A 17,209-nucleotide genomic window follows, 5' to 3' on the forward strand; every position below is an offset into this window, starting at 1 on the left:
CCCTGAAGTGAGCGCTGTGGAGGAGTACGCTGAAACCATGGCGACCGACGGCACCGCAGCACCGAGCAGGAAGATGACCTGTACCGAGGCGCTCGCGTTCAGCGTCTACGCGCGCGACTGCCCGTCCCGGGAGACGCTGAGCGACATCACCGGCCGCTGGGGCACGCTCGCGCTCACCGCCCTGCGGGAGAACACCCTGCGCTTCAACGAGCTGCGCCGGCGGGTCGAGGGCGTCAGCGAGAAGATGCTGTCCCAGACGCTGCAGGCCCTGGAGCGGGACGGCCTGGTGCACCGCACGGCACAGCCGACCAACCCGCCGCGGGTGGACTACTGCCTGACGCCACTGGGCGAGGAGATCGCCGAACGGCTGATGGCCGTGATCGAGCTGGTGCAGGAGCGGCAGGACGACATCGAGGCGGCGCGGGCGCGGTACGACGCGGAACGCGCCTGACGCGGCGCCGGCCGGAGCCCACCCCCGTCCCCGGAGGCTCAGATCCGCGGCGGGCGCTGGCAGCGCGGGCAGAAGTAGCTCGACCGGTTCATCCAGGGGCTGCGGCGCATGGCCGTGCCGCAGCGCCGGCACGGCTCGTGCTCCCGCCCGTAGGCGTCGAGCGAGCGGTCGAAGTAGCCCGATTCGCCGTTGACGTTGACGTAGAGGCTGTCGAAGCTGGTGCCGCCGACGGCGAGCGCCTCGGTCATGACCTCGCGGACATGGGTGAGCAGTTCGGCCGTGCGGGGGCGGGTCAGTGTGGCCGTCGGCCGGTCGAAGTGCAGCCGCGAGCGCCACAGCGCCTCGTCCGCGTAGATGTTCCCGACCCCGCTGATCAGCGACTGGTCGAGCAGGGCGCGCTTCACCGTGGTGCGGCGCCGGCGCAGCGCGGCGTGGAAGGCGGCCTCGTCGAAGGCCAGGTCCAGCGGGTCCCGGGCGATGTGGGAGATCACGTCGGGGAGCGCGTCGTCGCTGCCGGGCACGGTGTCGTGCAGCGAGAGCCCGCCGAAGGTGCGCTGGTCGACGAAGCGCAGCTCGGTGCCCGCGTCGTCGGCGAAGCGGAGCCGCACCCGCAGGTGCTTCTCGTCCCGCGCGCCCTCCGGCTGTACCAGGAGCTGGCCGCTCATGCCCAGGTGGGCGAGGACGGCCCGGCCCGGCCCGGCGGGGTCCTCCAGCGGCAGCCACAGGTACTTGCCCCGGCGCCGCGCGAGGCCCAGGCGCTCCCCGGTGAGCTGCGCGGCGAAGTCGGCGGCGCCGGCGAGGTGCCGGCGGACGGCCCGGGGGTGCCGGACCTCGACCGAGGCGACGGTACGGCCGCACACCCAGGCCGCCAGCCCGCGCCGGACGACCTCGACCTCGGGCAGTTCGGGCACGGCGCTCCTCCGGGAACGGTTCTCCCGGGAACGCGATCGTCCGGGAACGGTCTCCTCCGCCACCCCGCGGGGGACGGGAAACGGCCGGCCCGGGGCGTGGGTAAGCGCCCCGGGCCGGCCGGTGATTCACTGCGCGGCGGGCTGTGCCCCGCCTGCCGTGGGATCGGTGTCCCCGTCCACGACCTCGTCCCGCGCGGACGCGGGCTCGGTCGGGGCGGGTACCGTCCCGTCGGCCTTGACGGCCGTCTCCCGCTGGACGGACTTCTCCGTCTTCGCGGCCTTCTCCGCCTTCGCGGCGGCCTTCTCGGTCTTCTCGGCCTTCCCGGTCCGTTCGGCCTCGGCGGCCTTGGCCCGGGCTTCCGCCGCACCGTGGATGGCGCGCCAGGCGGACTCGGCCGCCTGCTGCTCGGCTTCCTTCTTGCTGCGGCCGGTGCCGGTGCCGTACTCGACACCACCGACGCGGGCAGCAGCCGTGAAGGTCTTCTCGTGGTCCGGACCCGTCTCGGTGACGAGGTACTCGGGCACGCCCAGTCCCTCCGTCGCCGTGAGCTCCTGGAGGCTGGTCTTCCAGTCCAGGCCGGCGCCGAGGTTCGAGGACTTCTCGATCAGCGGGTCGAAGAGCCGGTGCACCAGTTCGGCGGCGGCGTCGAGCCCCTGGTCGAGGTAGACGGCGCCGATCACCGCTTCCAGGGTGTCGGCGAGGATGGAGGCTTTGTCACGGCCACCGGTCCCCTCTTCACCCCGGCCGAGCCGGATGAAGGAACCCAGGTCGAGACCGCGTCCCACCTCCGCCAGCGCCCGAGAGTTGACCACCGCGGCCCGCAGTTTGGCCAGTTGGCCCTCGGGCAGGTCGGGGTGGATGCGGTACAGCGTGTCCGTGACCACCAGGCCGAGGACGGAGTCACCGAGGAACTCCAGCCGCTCGTTGGTGGGCAGACCGCCGTTCTCGTAGGCGTAGGAGCGGTGGGTCAGCGCACGCACCAGAAGGGCGGTCTCGAGTCTGTACCCGAGCCGCCCTTCCAGAAGCGTGTGAGACGAGGCTGCGTCCTGTGGCGCCGGTCCGGATCCTGTCCCGCGTCCGCGGGACGGCGTATTGGCGTCTGACATGGAGCCTGTCACCCGCCGATCAGACCTCGAGGACCTGGCGCTTGTTGTAGGTGCCGCAGCTCGGGCACGCGATGTGCTGCTGCTTCGGCTCGTGGCAGCGCTCGCACGCCACCAGGGTGGGGACCGCAGCCTTCCACTGCGACCGGCGGTGGCGCGTGTTGCTGCGCGACATCTTCCGCTTCGGAACAGCCACGGCTACTTCTCCTGTGAGTCATCCCCGGCGGACCGGGGTGCGTTGTCCATCTCGCCGTCCTGGTCGGATACGGCGAGTCCCTGCAGTGCCGCCCACCGAATGTCGTGGACGTCATGGTGGTGGTCGGGGTCTTCCGCGAGCCGCGCCCCGCATTCGGAGCACAGGCCCGGGCAGTCCTCCCGGCACACCGGCTGCAGCGGCAGTGCGAGCACCACCGCGTCACGCAGCACGGGTTCGAGGTCGAACAGGTCGCCCTCGAGGAAGAGCGTGTCCTCCTCGTCCTCGGCGTCGTCCTCCGGTTCCGCCACGGGGCGGTTCCGGCTGTCGGCGTCGGGGTAGGAGTACATCTCCTGGAAGTCCGTCTCGAGCTCTCGCTCCAGCGGCTCCAGACACCTTACGCACTCCCCGGTGAGCGGTGCACGGGCGGTGCCTGTGACGAGCACCCCTTCCATGACCGACTCCAGTCGGAGGTCGAGCTCCACGGTCGCGCCCTCGGCGACCCCGATGACCTCGATGCCGAGATCGGCGGGGGCCGGGATCGAGCGGGAGAGCCGCTTCAGCGCACCGGGACGCCGGCCCAGCTCGTGCGTGTCGAACACGAGGGGGGAACGGTGATCGAGGCGGGCGTTCAGGGCTTCCTGCTTTCTACGCTGCGGCGAAGGCGGCCCGTGTCCGCATGCCGTACGACACTCGTACGCCACGCCGCGGGCAGCCGGGATCGCGAATGTACGCGCGACCGAACAGTCAGGATACTGGACGGTCCGCCCCTGGCCCAATCGTGCCTTCCGCACCGACTTCGGACCCGGTCCCGGACCGCCCGCGAGAGCGGCCGGGACCGGCTCAGCGCCCTTGCTCGTAGCGCCGGAGCTGCTCCAGGTCGATCATGCTCGTGTCGAAGAAGCTGGTCTCGTCGAGGGCGCCACCGCCCTGTGGGGGGACGACGACCACGCCTTCCACCGGGGCGTCCTGCCGGGAGTGGGCCGGGTAGCCCCGGCCGTGGTCCTGGGCGTGCCCTCCCCGGCCGTGGCCGTGCGCGTGCTCCGGACCGTGGCCCTGATCCTGCGCCTGGTCGTACCCCTGTTCCTGGCCGTACCCCTGTTCCTGCCCGTATCCCTGCTCATAGCCCTGCCCGTACCCGTGGCCGTACCCCTGGCCCGCGTCCTGGACCGGCCAGCCGTACCCCGCGTCCTGCCCGGTGTGGCCGCCGCCGGCCGCGTACGGATCCGCCTGACCCGGGTACGGCTGCCAGCCGTAGCCGGTCTGGTGCCCGGTCTCCCGCGCCGCCGCCGGGGCGTCCGCCCGCGGGTACGCGGCGGCCGGCTCCCGGTGGGCGGCCCAGTCGGACCCGGTGGCGGCCGGGGCCGGGTGGGCGGCGAGCTCGGCCAGGAAGTCGGCGTCCGTGGCGGGGCGCTCGGCCGGGCGGCCGTCCCGGGCGGCGTCCTGCGCGGCCAGATGGGCGCCCAGCTCGTCCGCCGGGCGGGCGCCGAGCAGCTTCTCCCGGCCGCGGCCGACCGCTTCCAGCGTCTTGGCCAGCACCGCCGAGACGGCCGTGAGCTTGGCGTCGACGTACGCGTCGGCGTTCTGCCGCTGGGTGGCGGGGTCGCCGCTGCGCGCGGGGGCGTCGGGGTCCTCGGCCTCACGGCCGTCGCCGAGGCCGAGCAGTTTCTCCCGGCCGCGCTCGACCGAGCCGCGGGTCTTGGTGAGGACGACCTCGAAGTTGGCGAGCTTGCCGTCCACGTAGTCGTCGGCCTGGGCGCGGATCTCGGCGGCCTCCCGGCGGGCCTCCGCGAGGATGCGGTCGGCCTCCTCGCGGGACTCCCGGGCGACCTCGGTGTCGGAGATCAGGGAGCCGCGCTGGGCGCGCGCGGACTCGATGATCCGCTCGGCCTCCTCGCGGGCGTCGGCCACCAGCCGCTCCCGGCCGCCGATCAGCTCCCGGGCCTGCGCGAGGGAGTCCGGCAGGGCCGCCCGCACCTCCTCCAGGAGGCCGAGCAGTTCGGCCCGGTTGACCACGCAGGACGCGGACATCGGCAGCGAACGGGCCCCGGCGACCGTCGCGACGATCTCGTCGAGCTTCTTCTGGACGTCCACCTTGGCGCTCGCCACTCTCTCCCGGACGACGGTACGGACGCCACGACTGTACGGCCGCCGGGGGCCCTCCGGCGGCTACTGACGAGTCGTCAGTTCCGGGTGGCGGGCCGGTGCCGGATCCCGGTGCCGGGTCAGGTGCGCGCGAGGCGCTCGGTGAGGGCGTCCAGCACGGCCGGCGGTACCAGGTGGGAGACGTCGCCGCCCCAGGCGGCGACCTCCTTGACCAGGCTGGAGGAGAGGAAGCTGTAGGTGGGGTTGGTGGGGACGAACAGGGTCTCGACGCCCGAGAGGCCGTTGTTCATCTGGGCCATCTGGAGCTCGTAGTCGAAGTCGCTGACCGCCCGCAGGCCCTTGACGATGGCCGGGATGCCGCGCTCCTTGCAGAAGTCGACGAGGAGCCCGTGGAAGGACTCCACCTCTACATTCCCGTACTCGGCGGTGACCCGGCGGAGCAGGTCTATCCGCTCGTCCACCGTGAAGAGGCCCTGTTTCGATTTGTTGATCATCACGCCCACGTGCACGACGTCGTACAGCTTGGAAGCGCGGGCGATGATGTCGAGGTGTCCATTGGTGACGGGGTCGAACGACCCCGGACAGACGGCGCGGCGCAACAACGGTGGTTCCTCGCTCTCCGGTGCGTTCATGGCGTGCGTGACGTGCGCGGAGCGGTGTCGGTGATGCACGCCGAGGCGGCGCGACCGTACCAAAGGGTTCCCTCGCCGTAGCGACGGGCCCTCAGCCCCTCGAAGCCCTCCGGCCACCGGAACGTGCCGCCCCGGGTGGCGCGCTCGACGGTGACCAGAGCGTCCTCGGCGAGCCAGCCGCCGGTGCGGAGTGTGAGCAGGATCTCGCGGAGTTCGTCATCGGTGACCACGTAGGGCGGGTCGAGGAAGACGATGTCGTAGGGGGCGTCCGGGGCGGGGCCGGTCACGATCTGCTCGGCCCGGCCGGTGCGCACCTCGGCGCCCGGCAGGCCGACGGTCCTGACGTTGTCCCGGATGGTCTTCGCGGCCCGGGCGTCGGCCTCGACCAGCAGCGCGTGCGCCGCGCCGCGCGACAGCGCCTCCAGGCCGACGGCGCCCGATCCGCCGTACAGGTCGAGGACGCGGGTCCCGTCCAGCGGGCCGAGCAGGGCCGTCCAGGTGGAGAACAGGCCCTCGCGCGCCCGGTCGGAGGTCGGGCGGGTACCGGTGCCGGGCGGTACGGCGAGGCGGCGTCCGCCGGCGGTTCCGGCGATCACGCGGGTCATGGGGCTCGGGTCCTTCGGTGCGGGCGGAGGGCGGCGGGGGTTCGCCGCTGCCCTCAGCGTAGGCCGTGCCCCGGGGGCCCGCCCCGGGCGCGTCCGCCCCGCGCTCCCGCCGCCCCCTCCCCCGGACGCCCGGCCGGCCGCCGAGCCCCCGTGTCAGCCGCCCGCCGGGAGCTCCGTGAGCCGGTAGAGCTCCGGCACCGAGACCTTGATCGGCTCCTGTGTGGTGCGCGCGATCACGACGACCACGGGCTCGTCCGCGGAGGGGTTCTCCTCCCGGTGCGGGACGAACGGCGGGACGAGGAGGAAGTCGCCCGGGCCCGCGGTGATCCGCACCTCCCCGGTGCCGTCGTGGAAGACGAACACCGGGTGGCCGCTGACCACGTAGACACCGGCCTCCGAGGCGCCGTGGTGGTGGTTGTCGGTGGCGCTCAGCGGCGGGTTCTCCACCAGGCCCATCCAGAGCCTCTTCGAGCCGACGGTGTGGCCGCTGAGGGCGGCGTGACCGTCGAGTTCGCCGGCGCGGACGAGGTGAACGCGGTCGTTCGGCTTCCCGTCCCCGCCGACGCCCGGTGTGGTCGCGGTGTTCTCCCGCATGGTCATGGCCCGCCTCCCTGAGGTGTTCGTCCGGCCCTTTCGGCCGGTCCTCAGGCTGCGGCGGGCCCGGTCGGACGGGCAACCTTCGTTGCGGGAACGGCAACAACCGCCGGATCAGCCCTTGTCGAGGTACCGCTCCCGCTCCTCGTCCAGCAGGGCGTCCAGGGCCGTGCGGAGCTCCGGAAGGGACTCCAGCTCCGGATCCGCGGCCACCACGGCCGCCGCCTCGTCGCGGGCGGCGGCGATGACCTCCTCGTCGTCGATGACGGTGAGCATCCGGAGGGAGGACCGGACGCCGGACTGGGCCTGGCCGAGCACGTCGCCCTCGCGGCGCTGTTCGAGGTCGATGCGGGAGAGCTCGAAGCCGTCCAGGGTGCTCGCGACCGCGCCCAGCCGGGCCCGGGCGGGGCTCGCCTCGCCGGCCTCGGTGACCAGCAGGCACAGGCCCGGGGCGGAGCCGCGGCCGACCCGGCCGCGGAGCTGGTGCAACTGCGAGACGCCGAACCGGTCGGCGTCCATGATCACCATGACGGTGGAGTTGGGCACGTTCACGCCCACCTCGATCACGGTGGTGGCCACCAGGACGTCCACCTCGCCGGCGGCGAAGCGGCGCATGACGTCGTCCTTGGCGTCGGGCTGCATCCGCCCGTGCAGCACCTCCACACGCAGGCCCGCCAGCGGCCCCTTCGCCAACCCCGCGGCGATGTCGAGGACGGCGAGCGGCGGGCGCTTCTCGGGGTCGTCAGGCCCGTCCGCACCCTGCTTCCTCCCGCCCTTGGCGCCGCCCTCCTCCTCGTCCCCGATGCGCGGGCACACCACGTACGCCTGGTGGCCGCCCTCCACCTCCTCGCGCACCCGCTCCCAGGCACGGGACAGGAAGTGCGGCTTGTCCTTGGCGGGGACGACGTGGGTGGCGATGGGCGAGCGGCCGGCGGGGAGCTGGTCCAGGACGGACGTCTCCAGGTCGCCGAAGACGGTCATGGCCACCGTGCGGGGGATCGGGGTGGCCGTCATCACCAGCAGGTGCGGTGGCTGCTTGCCCTTCGACCGCAGGGCGTCCCGCTGCTCGACGCCGAAGCGGTGCTGCTCGTCCACCACGACCAGCCCCAGATCGTGGAACCGGACCTTGTCCTCGATCAGGGCATGGGTGCCGATCACGATCCCGGCCTCGCCCGTGGCCAGGTCCAGCAGGGCGCGGCGGCGGGCCGGGGCGCCCATGGAGCCGGTGAGGAGGACGACCTTGGTGCCCTGGTCGGCGCCGCCGAGCAGGCCGCCCTCGGCGAGCTCGCCCATCATCTCGGTGACCGACCGGTGGTGTTGCTGTGCCAGCACCTCGGTGGGCGCCAGCATCGCCGCCTGCCCGCCCGCGTCCACGACGGCGAGCATGGCGCGCAGGGCGACCATCGTCTTCCCGGATCCGACCTCGCCCTGGAGCAGCCGGTGCATGGGGTGTTCGGTGGCCAGGTCGTCGAAGATCTCGGCGGAGACGGTGCGCTGGCCGTCGGTGAGGGTGAACGGCAGCTTCGCGTCGAAGGCGTCGAGGAGGCCGCCGGGGACGGTCTTGCGGGCGACGGCCGGGAGCTGGGTCTCGGCGTGCCGGCGGCGGGCGAGGGCCACCTGGAGGACGAACGCCTCGTCCCACTTGAGGCGGGCGCGGGCGTCCTCGATGTCGGCCTTGGTGCGCGGCCGGTGGACCTTGCGGAAGGCGTCCGGCAGCTCGGCGAGGCCGCGGCCCTCGCGGAGTGCGGGCGGCAGCGGATCGACGAGACCGCGCCAGCCGTCGGCCTCGAAGAGGTCGAGGAGGGTGTCCACGGCCTTGGTGAGCTTCCAGGACTGGAACTGCTTGCAGGCCGGGTAGAGGGGCAGCAGCCGGTTCGCGAAGTCGGCGGCGGCGTCCGCGCCGCTGTCGCGGTCGAGCAGCTCGTAGTCGGGGTGGAGCAGTTGCCGGGTGCGGTTGAACAGCGACACCTTGCCGGCGAACATGCCGCGGCGGCCGGGGACGAGCTCCTTCTCGCGCGCGTAGGCGCCGCGCCCGAAGAAGACGAGGGTCAGTGCGCCGCTGCCGTCGGTGACGACGACTTCGAGCCGGACGCCGCGGCCCTGGTTGAAGGTCTTCATGGCGGCCTTGGCGACCTGGGCGACGACCGTGACGTGCTCGTCGAGCGGCAGGTCGGCGAGGCGGGTGAGCTCGCCGCGCTCGGCGTAGCGGCGCGGGTAGTGGTGCAGGAGGTCCCCGGCGGTGTGCAGGCCGAGGTGCTCGGCCATCACCTTCGCGGTGGTGCCGCCGAGGATCTTCTTCAGGGGCTGATCGAGCTGCACGGGGTTCTCCAGGCCGTTCTCCGGGCGGCGCTCCGGGCCGTCCGAGTCGTTTCCGGGCAGGGGTCCGGGAGCGCCCCGGGGGCCGCTGTGTCGAGCGCGGGCACGGTCCCATTGCACACCACACCACTGACAACGCCGGGCATCCGGTGGCCTCCCGGGGGCGCGGGGACCGGCTACTCGACGCCGATGAGCAGGGGCGCCGGCTGCCGACCGCCCCGGTAGACGACGGTGTCCACGGCGAGGTGGCCGCCGCGGACGTGCCGCTCCAGCCCCTCGGCGAAGCCGGGCGGGACGTCGTCGGCGACGACGAGGGTGACCAGTTCGCCGCCGGCCGCGAGCATCCGGTCCAGCACCGTGGCGGCGGTCGCGGCCAGGTCGGCGCCGATGACGGCGACGTCCCCGTCGATCAGCCCGAGCACGTCGCCGGCCTGGCAGACGCCCACCGTGGTCCAGGACCGGCTCTCGGCGACGGTCAGTTCCGCGTAGCGGGTGGCGCCGGCGGCGGAGGTCATGGCGACGACGTCCTCGTCGAACCGGCGGCCGGGTTCGTGGACGGCGAGCGCGGCGACGCCCTGGACCGGGGAGCGGGTGGGGATGAGGGCGACCCTGACCCCCTCGGCGCGGGCCTGCTCGGCCGCCGCGGCGGCGGTGTGCCGCAGATCCGGGTCGTTGGGCAGGAGGACGACCTCGCGGGCGTGCGCGCGCCGCACCGCCTCGACGAGTTCGCCGCTGGCGGGCGGTTCGCCGGCCCGGACGGGCACGACGGCCGCGCCGGCCTCGGCGCACAGGGCGGCCAGCCCCTCGCCGGGGACGACCGCCACGACGGCCCGCTGGACGCGTTCGGGGGCGCGGGTGCGCTCCTCGGCGGCGGCGCCGAAGTGGGTGACGCGGATGCGGTACGGACGTCCGGCGTCGACGCCGGCCTCGACGGCGGCCCCCGCGTCGTCCACGTGGACGTGCACGTTCCAGAGGCCGTCGCCGCCCACGACGACGAGCGACTCCCCCAGCGCGTCCAGCCGGGCACGGAGCCGGGCGACAGCGGCGTCGTCCGCCTCCAGCAGGTAGATCACCTCGAAGGCGGGGCCCGTGCCGGAGGGGGTCTCGGGGGCCGGGCAGGCCTCGACGGGCCGGACGGCGCGGGCGGCGGCCGTCCTGGCCGGGCGGCCGGCCGGCGCGGTGCCTCCCTCCAGGGCCGCCGAGAGCGCCCCCAGGACCTCCACCAGGCCCCGGCCGCCGGCGTCCACCACTCCTGCCCGGCCGAGCGCCTCCAGTTGGCCGGGGGTGGCCGCCAGGGCGGTACGGGCGGCGGTGTGCGCCGCGCGGGCCACGGCCGCGGCGTCGCCCTCGGTACGGGCGGCCGCGTCGGCGGCGGCGGCGGCCACGGTCAGCACGGTGCCCTCGACCGGCCGCGCGACGCCCTCGTACGCGGAGTCGACGGCGCGGCGCAGGGCGCGGGGCAGCAGGTGACTCCGGTCACTCGGACCGCACTCCGTGAGGACCTCCGCCATGCCCCGGAACAGTTGCGCCAGGATCGTGCCGGAATTGCCCCGGGCGCCGATCAGAGCCCCGTGCGCCATCGCCCGCACCGCCTCGGACAGGCCTGGCCGGGCGTCCGGCCCCGCGGTGGCATGCGCCTCGAAGACGGCCTCCACCGCGCGGCCCGCGGACTCGACGGTCAGGTAGAGGTTGGTCCCGGTATCCCCGTCGGCCACGGGATACACGTTGATCGCGTCGATCTCCTCGCGGGCCCGGCCGAGCGCGTCGAGCGCCAGAGCACACCAGGCGCGTACCGCGGCGGCGTCGAGCGGATGCGGCACCTGAAGGTCCTCCTCGGGGAGCGGCGGGCGGCGGTGGCGGTGGGCGGTGACCCGTGGGCACAGTAGTCGTGCGGGCCGCTCCACCGGGCCGGCCGGGCGGGATACGGGCCGGTCATGGTAGTTTCGTTGTCCTGGAGCGGTCGTTGTATGCTGCTCCGGTTGCCTGACGAGAGTCAGGTCATCCCCCTGACACTGCCGGTCACTCTCTGAGATCTCGGCACGCAGGGATTCACCGTACGTGCCTGTCGTCCTCGCGTGAGCGAGGGTGACCCGTCTTTGGAGTAACCCGTGGCTGCCAACTGCGACGTCTGCGGCAAGGGGCCGGGCTTCGGCAACAACATCTCGCACTCGCACCGCCGTACCTCCCGCCGTTGGAACCCCAACATCCAGCGGGTGCGTGCGAAGGTCGGGGCGACGCCGAAGCGGCTCAACGTCTGCACCTCGTGCATCAAGGCCGGCAAGGTCTCGCGCTAGCGGCTTCGCGCCACGCGCAGCCCTTTCCGGTTGCTGAAAGCCGGCCCCCTGCGGGGGGCCGGCTTTTTGCTGTGCCCCGGTCCCTCCCTTTCACCGTTTCCTGCGGGGGCGAGCCCCCGCACCCCCCGAAGCGCCCTGCGGGCGCTGTCCTCAAGCGCCGGACGGGCTGAATCAGCCCGTCCGGCGCTTGAGGACGAGCGGCGAAGCCGCGATCAGGGGGTCTGGGGGCTTGCCCCCAGGAAACGGTGAAAGGGAGGGACCGGGGCACCAGCCCGCCGCAGGCGGACTCAGCGCAGTGCCCACCCGTGATCCACCGGCCCGATCCCCTCCCCCAGCGGGAAACCGGCAGCGATCGCCCCGGTGACGTACTCCTTCGCCGCCGACACCGCGTCCGGCACCGGAAGCCCCTTCGCGAGCCCGCAAGCGATCGCGCTCGCGAGCGTGCACCCCGTCCCGTGCGTATGCCGGTTGTCGTGGCGCGGAGCGCGCAGCAGGTGCTCCGACGTGCCGTCGGTGAGGAGATCGACCGCGTCGCCGGGCAGATGGCCGCCCTTGACGAGGACCCAGCGCGGGCCGAAGGCCAGCAGGGCGTCGGCGGCCCGCCGGAGATCGCCCTCGCCGGTGACGCGGACGCCCGTGAGCCACGCCGTCTCGTCGAGGTTGGGCGTGGCGACGGTCGCCAGCGGCAGCAGCTTCAGCCGCAGCGCGTCGAGCGCCGACGCGGCGAGCAGCGGATCGCCGTGTTTGGAGACGCCCACCGGGTCGACGACGACGGGCGCCCCGACCTCCGTCAGCAACTCGGCGACGGTCTCCACCAGCTCCGCGGACGCCAGCATCCCGGTCTTGACCGCCTGGACGCCGATGTCGTCGACGACGCTGCGGTACTGGGCCCGTACCGCCTCCGCGGGCAGCGGCCAGGCGCCCTGTACGCCGCGGGAGTTCTGGGCGGTGACGGCGGTGAGGACGCTCATGCCGTGCGTCCCCAGGGCGAGCATCGTCTTGAGGTCGGCCTGGATGCCGGCGCCGCCGCCGGAGTCGGAGCCGGCGACGGTCAGCACGCGCGGAGGTATCGGCATGAGCACCAACCTACGCGCCCCTCAGTCCTCCTCCGCCTCCGGCAGGTCCTCGTCGCCGAAGTGGTCCCAGCCGCCCGCCCGCTCCCAGGGCGCGCCGTCGACGGTCACCTGGGGCAGGGCGGAGGGGTTGACCACTTCGCCGATCACCTTCCAGCGGGCGGGCAGTTTCACGTCCGGCGGGAAGGTGGCGACGATGGCGTGGTCCTCGCCGCCGGTGAGCACCCACTGGAGGGGGTCGACGCCGACGGCCTGCCCGATGTCGGACATCTGGGTGGGCACGTCGATCGCCGCGGTGTGCAGGTCGATCCGGACCTTGCTGGCCTCGGCGATGTGCCCGAGGTCGGCGATCAGTCCGTCGCTGACGTCGGTCATGGACGTGGCGCCGAGCGAGGCGGCGGCCGGGCCCGCGTGGTAGGGGGGTTCGGGGCGGCGGTGCGCCTCGACGAAGGCGCGGGGGGAGCGGAAGCCCCGGGAGAGGACGGCGAGTCCGGCCGCCGACCAGCCGAGCCAGCCGGTGACGGCGACGACGTCGCCCGGCTGCGCGCCGGAGCGCATGACGGGTTCGTGGTTGCGGAGGTCGCCGAGGGCCGTGATGGACACGGTGATGGTCTCGCCGCGTACCACGTCCCCGCCGACCACCGCGGCTCCGGCGACCTGGCATTCGTCGCGGATCCCGTCCATGAGCTCCACCGGCCAGGTGGCGGGGAGTTCGGCCGGGACGACGAGGGCGAGCAGGACGGCGGTCGGCACGGCGCCCATGGCGGCGATGTCGGCGAGGTTCTGGGCGGCGGCCTTGCGGCCCACGTCGTAGGCGGTGGACCAGTCGCGGCGGAAGTGCCGTCCCTCCAGGAGCACGTCCGTGCTGGCCACGACCCTCCGGTCGGGCGCTGCGACCACCGCGGCGTCGTCGCCCGGTCCGAGCCGGACGGCCGGGGTGGTGGTGAGCCGGGAGGTCAGCTCCCTGATGAGGCCGAACTCCCCCAACTCGCCGACGGTGCCTTTCACTGCGCTCCTCCTCGGAGTATCCGGTGCTGTGGTCTCGCGGTTCCCGAGGAACCGCGCGCCGCGCAGGTGGCGCGGGTCTCCCCGTGCCGTGCGGCGGCGCGGTACGGTGGCGTCTCTTCTCCCCACATGATCCTCGAAGCCGCCCTGGAGGTTCCGTGGTACAGGCGTACATCCTGATCCAGACCGAGGTCGGCAAGGCGTCGACCGTGGCCGAAGTCATCTCGAAGATCAACGGCGTGATCCAGGCCGAGGACGTGACGGGTCCCTACGACGTCATCGTCCGCGCTCAGGCCGACACCGTGGACGCGCTCGGCCGGATGGTGGTCGCCAAGGTGCAGCAGGTGGAGGGCATCACCCGGACCCTGACCTGCCCGGTCGTCCACCTGTAGCCCCTCGTATGCTCGGCCGGTGAGCACTGTGCCCGCCCGTTCAGCCCGTTCAGCCCCGCTCGTCCGGCCGCGCCGGCGGGCCGCCCTGTCCGTCACGGCGGCCCTGCTGGGCGCGGCCGTCGCCTGCTCGGCGACGGAGGACGCGCCGCGTCCGTCGGTGCCCACCCCCGCCGCGCGGCAGGCCGGGCTCTGCCGGGCGCTGCGGAAGGAGTTGCCGGACGAGGTGGGCGGGCTGAAGCGCCACGCCACCGATCCCGTCTCGGACTTCACCGCCGCCTGGGGCGACGGCCCGTGGATCGAGCTGCGCTGCGGGGTGCCGCGGCCGAAGATCTTCGAGGACGAGCGGACGCAGTCGGTGGACGTCGACGGGGTGAAGTGGTCCCCCGAGCGGCTGTCGGACGGGAGCATCCGCTGCACCACTCCCCTGCGGCCGGTGTACATCGAGGTGACGCTGCCGAAGAAGGTGGTCGGCGACGGCGGCGACATCAGTGTGCTCGTCGATCTCGCCGCCGCCGTCCGGAAGGCGGTGCCGTCCGACGACCCGGACGACTCCCCCGCTCCGAAAACCCCCTAGCGCAGGCCCGTGGAGCGGCGCAGCGCGGCCTGGAGGAGTCGGTCGACCAGCTCCGGGTACTCGACGCCGCTCTCCTGCCACATGCGCGGGTACATGGAGATGGGCGTGAAGCCCGGCATGGTGTTGATCTCGTTGATGACGAACTCGCCGTCCTCGGTGAGGAAGAAGTCCGCGCGGACCAGGCCCTCGCAGGAGACGGCCTCGAACGCCTGGACGGCCAGCTCCTGGACCCGGCGGGTCTGCTCCTCGGTGAGCGGCGCGGGGACGATGCCGGAGGCGGAGTCGATGTACTTGGCCTCGAAGTCGTAGAAGGAGTGCGCCTCGACCGGCGGGATCTCGGCGGGCACGCTGGCGCGCGGGCCGTCCTCGAACTCCAGGACCCCGCACTCGATCTCCCGGCCGCGCAGCAGCGCCTCGACCAGGATCTTGGGGTCGTGGCGGCGGGCCTCCTCGAGGGCCTCGTCCAGGCCCGAGGCGTCGTCCACCTTGGTGATGCCGATGGACGAGCCGGCGCGGGCGGGCTTCACGAAGAGCGGCCAGCCGTGCTCGTCGGCGAAGCCCAGGATCTTGCGGCGGGCGGCCTCGCGGTCGTTCTCCCACTCGCGCGGACGGATCACCTCGTAGGGGCCGACGGACAGCCCGTAGGAGATGAAGATCCGCTTCATGTACTCCTTGTCCTGGCCGACGGCCGAGGCGAGGACGCCGGCGCCCACGTAGGGGATGCCGGCGAGGTCCAGCATGCCCTGGAGCGTGCCGTCCTCCCCGTAGGGGCCGTGCAGCATCGGGAAGACCACATCGACCTCGCCGAGCGCCTTGGGCACCGAGCCGGGCTCGGTGTAGACGATCTCGCGGTTGGCGGGCGCGACGGGCAGCACGACCTCGCCCTCCGGCGACTCGGCGAGCCGGTCGACGCTGGGCAGCGTGCGGCCGGAGATGGCCATCCGCTCGGGATCGTCGGTGGTCAGCGCCCAACGGCCGTCCTGCGTAATGCCGATCGGCAGCACGTCGTACTTGGTGCGGTCGATGGCGCGCAGCACCGCTCCGGCGGTGACCACGGAGATGGCGTGCTCGGAACTGCGGCCGCCGAAGACGACCGCGACGCGCGGCTTGCGGCCGGGGCTCTGGGTGGGGTTCTCGCTGCTCATATCGCGTTGAGACTACCTGGTGGCCCCGCCGGATCTCAGTGCCGCTCCGGCTTGGCGCTGCGCGCCATCAGCTCCTTCAGGGCGACCATGGGCGGCTTGCCCTCGTGGACGATGCCCACCACGGTCTCCGTGATCGGCATGTCGACATGGTGCCTTCGCGCCAGATCGAGCACGGACTCGCAGGACTTGACGCCCTCCGCCGTCTGCTTGGTGACGGCGATGGTCTCCGCCAGGCTCAGTCCGCGGCCCAGGTTGCGGCCGAAGGTGTTGTTGCGGGAGAGCGGCGAGGAGCAGGTGGCGACGAGGTCGCCCATCCCGGCGAGCCCGGCGAAGGTGTGCGCGTCGGCGCCCATCGCCAGCCCGAGGCGGGTGGTCTCGGCGAGGCCGCGGGTGATGAGGGACGCCTTGGCGTTGTCGCCCAGGCCCATGCCGTCGGCGATGCCGACCGCGAGCGCGATGACGTTCTTGACGGCGCCGCCGAGTTCACAGCCGACCACGTCGGTGTTGGTGTAGGGGCGGAAGTACGCGGTGTGGCAGGCGGTCTGGAGGCGCTTGGCGACCTCCTCGTCGCGGCAGGCGACGACGGCGGCGGCGGGCTGCCGGGCGGCGATCTCCTTGGCCAGGTTGGGGCCCGTGAGGACGGCGACGCGGTCCGGCGAGACCCCGGCGACCTCCTCGATGACCTCGCTCATCCGCTTGGCGGTGCCGAGTTCGACGCCCTTCATCAGGGAGACCAGCACGGTGCCGTCGGCCAGCAGGGGCTTCCAGGCTGCGAGGTTGCCGCGCAGCGTCTGGGACGGCACGGCCAGCACGGTGAACGCGGCCCCGGCGGCGGCCTCGGCGGGGTCGGTGGTGGCCCGGACGGCGGAGGGCAGTTCGACACCGGGGAAGTAGTCCGGGTTGGCGCCCTTGTTGACGGCGTCCACGACGGCCTCGCGGCGGCCCCACATGGTCACCTCGCAGCCGGCGTCCGCGAGGATCATCGCGAAGGCGGTGCCCCACGATCCGGTGCCGAAGACGGCGCAGCGGGTCACTTGGCGTCCTCCTGGCGGGCGGTCTCCGACCGGCGGCGGGCGGCAGCGGCGGCCCGGGCCTTCTTGAGGGTGTACGGCTCGGCGGGGGCCGGTTCGCCGCGGAGCTCGGCGAGGAGTTCGGTGATCGCGGCCATGATCTTCTCGGTGACCGCGCGGAGTACCTCGGCGGTCGGCTCCTTGTCGTGGAATTCGCTCAGGTCCACGGGCGGGCCGGCCAGCACCCGGAGGGTCTTGCGGGGGAAGAGGCGGAGCTTCTTCTCCTTGGCGTAGGGCGGCATGGCCTCGTGGGCGCCCCACTGGGCGACCGGGATGACGGGTGCCTTGGTGAGCAGGGCGACGCGGGCGGCGCCGGTCTTGCCCTCCATGGGCCACAGGTCGGGGTCGCGGGTCAGGGTGCCCTCGGGGTAGAAGGCCACGCACTCGCCCTTGTTGATGGCGTCGACGGCGGCCCGGAACGCGTTGGCCGCGTCGGTGCTCTCGCGGTAGACGGGAATCTGTCCGGTGCCGCGCAGCAGGGTGCCGACGAAACCGTTGCGGAAGAGGCCGGCCTTGGCGAGGAAGCGGGGGACGCGCCCGGTGTTGTACTGGAAGTGGGCGTAGGCCAGCGGGTCCAGGTACGAGTTGTGGTTGATGGCGGTGATGAAGCCGCCGTCGGCGGGAATGTGCTCCATTCCGCGCCACTCCCGCTTGAACAGAATCACGAGCGGCGGTTTGGCCAACACCGCCGTAAAGCGGTACCAGAAGCCGATTCTGTGGCGGGACACCCGTACACCCTTCTCT

19 protein-coding genes are annotated in these 17,209 nt (G+C 73.2%); 4 read left to right on the forward strand and 15 right to left on the reverse strand.

Annotation, left to right across the window (positions count from 1 at the left end; translation table 11 throughout):
- Positions 1–37 precede the first annotated feature (37 nt).
- Positions 38–451 carry a winged helix-turn-helix transcriptional regulator gene (locus ACZ6X9_RS00640; RefSeq protein ID WP_469775754.1) on the forward strand — a complete coding sequence of 138 codons (414 nt, stop codon included), beginning with the start codon at positions 38–40 and terminating at the stop codon, positions 449–451.
- A 38-nt stretch (positions 452–489) separates the two neighbouring features.
- Here ACZ6X9_RS00640 and mutM read toward each other — a convergent pair whose 3' ends face one another.
- The 10 genes from mutM to ACZ6X9_RS00690 all read right to left on the reverse strand — a co-directional run bounded on the left by mutM (position 490) and on the right by ACZ6X9_RS00690 (position 10,732).
- The gene (gene mutM, locus ACZ6X9_RS00645) at positions 490–1,362 is read right to left on the reverse strand and encodes a bifunctional DNA-formamidopyrimidine glycosylase/DNA-(apurinic or apyrimidinic site) lyase (RefSeq protein WP_469775755.1); all 873 of its coding nucleotides are present in this window, start codon (positions 1,360–1,362) and stop codon (positions 490–492) included.
- Positions 1,363–1,488: 126 nt separating this feature from the next.
- Positions 1,489–2,469, reverse strand: a complete 981-nt coding sequence (gene rnc, locus ACZ6X9_RS00650; protein WP_469775756.1) for a ribonuclease III — start codon at positions 2,467–2,469, stop codon at positions 1,489–1,491.
- Positions 2,470–2,488: 19 nt separating this feature from the next.
- On the reverse strand, positions 2,489–2,662 hold the full coding sequence (gene rpmF, locus ACZ6X9_RS00655) for a 50S ribosomal protein L32 (RefSeq protein ID WP_003951102.1): 174 nt from the start codon (positions 2,660–2,662) through the stop codon (positions 2,489–2,491).
- A 2-nt stretch (positions 2,663–2,664) separates the two neighbouring features.
- Positions 2,665–3,261 (reverse strand): YceD family protein, encoded by a 597-nt coding sequence (locus ACZ6X9_RS00660; protein WP_469775757.1) that lies wholly within the window; start codon positions 3,259–3,261, stop codon positions 2,665–2,667.
- 241 nt (positions 3,262–3,502) lie between these two features.
- Positions 3,503–4,753 (reverse strand): ATP synthase F0 subunit B, encoded by a 1,251-nt coding sequence (locus tag ACZ6X9_RS00665; protein WP_469776605.1) that lies wholly within the window; start codon positions 4,751–4,753, stop codon positions 3,503–3,505.
- Between the two features lie 131 nt (positions 4,754–4,884).
- Complete coding sequence (coaD, locus tag ACZ6X9_RS00670; RefSeq protein WP_469775758.1) at positions 4,885–5,397, reverse strand: pantetheine-phosphate adenylyltransferase; 513 nt, start codon at positions 5,395–5,397, stop codon at positions 4,885–4,887.
- Complete coding sequence (rsmD, locus tag ACZ6X9_RS00675; protein WP_469775759.1) at positions 5,394–6,002, reverse strand: 16S rRNA (guanine(966)-N(2))-methyltransferase RsmD; 609 nt, start codon at positions 6,000–6,002, stop codon at positions 5,394–5,396. The genes coaD and rsmD overlap by 4 nt, the downstream gene beginning before the upstream one ends.
- A gap of 153 nt (positions 6,003–6,155) precedes the next feature.
- Positions 6,156–6,602 carry a cupin domain-containing protein gene (locus ACZ6X9_RS00680; RefSeq protein ID WP_469775760.1) on the reverse strand — a complete coding sequence of 149 codons (447 nt, stop codon included), beginning with the start codon at positions 6,600–6,602 and terminating at the stop codon, positions 6,156–6,158.
- Positions 6,603–6,710: 108 nt separating this feature from the next.
- The gene (gene recG, locus ACZ6X9_RS00685) at positions 6,711–8,861 is read right to left on the reverse strand and encodes an ATP-dependent DNA helicase RecG (protein WP_469776606.1); all 2,151 of its coding nucleotides are present in this window, start codon (positions 8,859–8,861) and stop codon (positions 6,711–6,713) included.
- Positions 8,862–9,088: 227 nt separating this feature from the next.
- Positions 9,089–10,732 (reverse strand): DAK2 domain-containing protein, encoded by a 1,644-nt coding sequence (locus ACZ6X9_RS00690; protein ID WP_469775761.1) that lies wholly within the window; start codon positions 10,730–10,732, stop codon positions 9,089–9,091.
- 288 nt (positions 10,733–11,020) lie between these two features.
- On the opposite strand from ACZ6X9_RS00690, the gene rpmB reads away from it, so the two are divergent.
- A complete protein-coding gene (gene rpmB, locus ACZ6X9_RS00695) occupies positions 11,021–11,206 on the forward strand; it encodes a 50S ribosomal protein L28 (RefSeq protein WP_004942804.1) in 186 nt (61 codons plus the stop codon).
- Positions 11,207–11,493: 287 nt separating this feature from the next.
- On the opposite strand, the gene thiD is transcribed toward rpmB, so the two are convergent.
- Both thiD and ACZ6X9_RS00705 read right to left on the reverse strand, forming a co-directional pair.
- Positions 11,494–12,282, reverse strand: coding sequence for a bifunctional hydroxymethylpyrimidine kinase/phosphomethylpyrimidine kinase (thiD, locus tag ACZ6X9_RS00700; RefSeq protein ID WP_469775762.1), 789 nt, complete (start codon positions 12,280–12,282; stop codon positions 11,494–11,496).
- A gap of 21 nt (positions 12,283–12,303) precedes the next feature.
- Entirely contained in the window at positions 12,304–13,287 is a 984-nt protein-coding gene (locus ACZ6X9_RS00705) for a thiamine-phosphate kinase (protein WP_185941270.1), read from the reverse strand.
- A 155-nt stretch (positions 13,288–13,442) separates the two neighbouring features.
- On the opposite strand from ACZ6X9_RS00705, the gene ACZ6X9_RS00710 reads away from it, so the two are divergent.
- The gene (locus ACZ6X9_RS00710; RefSeq protein WP_004942812.1) at positions 13,443–13,676 is read left to right on the forward strand and encodes an Lrp/AsnC ligand binding domain-containing protein; all 234 of its coding nucleotides are present in this window, start codon (positions 13,443–13,445) and stop codon (positions 13,674–13,676) included.
- Between the two features lie 19 nt (positions 13,677–13,695).
- Positions 13,696–14,250, forward strand: coding sequence for a DUF3515 domain-containing protein (locus tag ACZ6X9_RS00715; RefSeq protein WP_469775763.1), 555 nt, complete (start codon positions 13,696–13,698; stop codon positions 14,248–14,250).
- Here ACZ6X9_RS00715 and ACZ6X9_RS00720 read toward each other — a convergent pair.
- Genes ACZ6X9_RS00720 through ACZ6X9_RS00730 form a run of 3 tightly spaced genes read right to left on the reverse strand, consistent with a single transcriptional unit; the run spans position 14,247 to position 17,193 of the window.
- Entirely contained in the window at positions 14,247–15,395 is a 1,149-nt protein-coding gene (locus tag ACZ6X9_RS00720) for a D-alanine--D-alanine ligase family protein (protein ID WP_469775764.1), read from the reverse strand. The genes ACZ6X9_RS00715 and ACZ6X9_RS00720 overlap by 4 nt on opposite strands.
- A 35-nt stretch (positions 15,396–15,430) precedes the next feature.
- The gene (locus ACZ6X9_RS00725) at positions 15,431–16,429 is read right to left on the reverse strand and encodes an NAD(P)H-dependent glycerol-3-phosphate dehydrogenase (RefSeq protein ID WP_469775765.1); all 999 of its coding nucleotides are present in this window, start codon (positions 16,427–16,429) and stop codon (positions 15,431–15,433) included.
- A complete protein-coding gene (locus tag ACZ6X9_RS00730) occupies positions 16,426–17,193 on the reverse strand; it encodes a lysophospholipid acyltransferase family protein (RefSeq protein ID WP_469775766.1) in 768 nt (255 codons plus the stop codon). The genes ACZ6X9_RS00725 and ACZ6X9_RS00730 overlap by 4 nt, the downstream gene beginning before the upstream one ends.
- Between the last annotated feature and the right edge of the window lie 16 nt (positions 17,194–17,209).

This window comes from Streptomyces sp. NPDC052910 (assembly GCF_055585605.1).

Excerpts from the sequence above, each read along its gene's own strand:
- thiD (WP_469775762.1), bottom strand. The coding sequence starts at position 12,282 with ATGCCGATACCTCCGCGCGTGCTGACCGTCGCCGGCTCCGACTCCGGC.
- coaD (WP_469775758.1), bottom strand. The coding sequence starts at position 5,397 with ATGAACGCACCGGAGAGCGAGGAACCACCGTTGTTGCGCCGCGCCGTC.
- recG (WP_469776606.1), bottom strand. The coding sequence starts at position 8,861 with ATGGCCGAGCACCTCGGCCTGCACACCGCCGGGGACCTCCTGCACCAC.
- ACZ6X9_RS00680 (WP_469775760.1), bottom strand. The coding sequence starts at position 6,602 with ATGACCATGCGGGAGAACACCGCGACCACACCGGGCGTCGGCGGGGAC.
- rsmD (WP_469775759.1), bottom strand. The coding sequence starts at position 6,002 with ATGACCCGCGTGATCGCCGGAACCGCCGGCGGACGCCGCCTCGCCGTA.
- ACZ6X9_RS00640 (WP_469775754.1), top strand. The coding sequence starts at position 38 with ATGGCGACCGACGGCACCGCAGCACCGAGCAGGAAGATGACCTGTACC.
- ACZ6X9_RS00720 (WP_469775764.1), bottom strand. The coding sequence starts at position 15,395 with ATGAGCAGCGAGAACCCCACCCAGAGCCCCGGCCGCAAGCCGCGCGTC.
- rnc (WP_469775756.1), bottom strand. The coding sequence starts at position 2,469 with ATGTCAGACGCCAATACGCCGTCCCGCGGACGCGGGACAGGATCCGGA.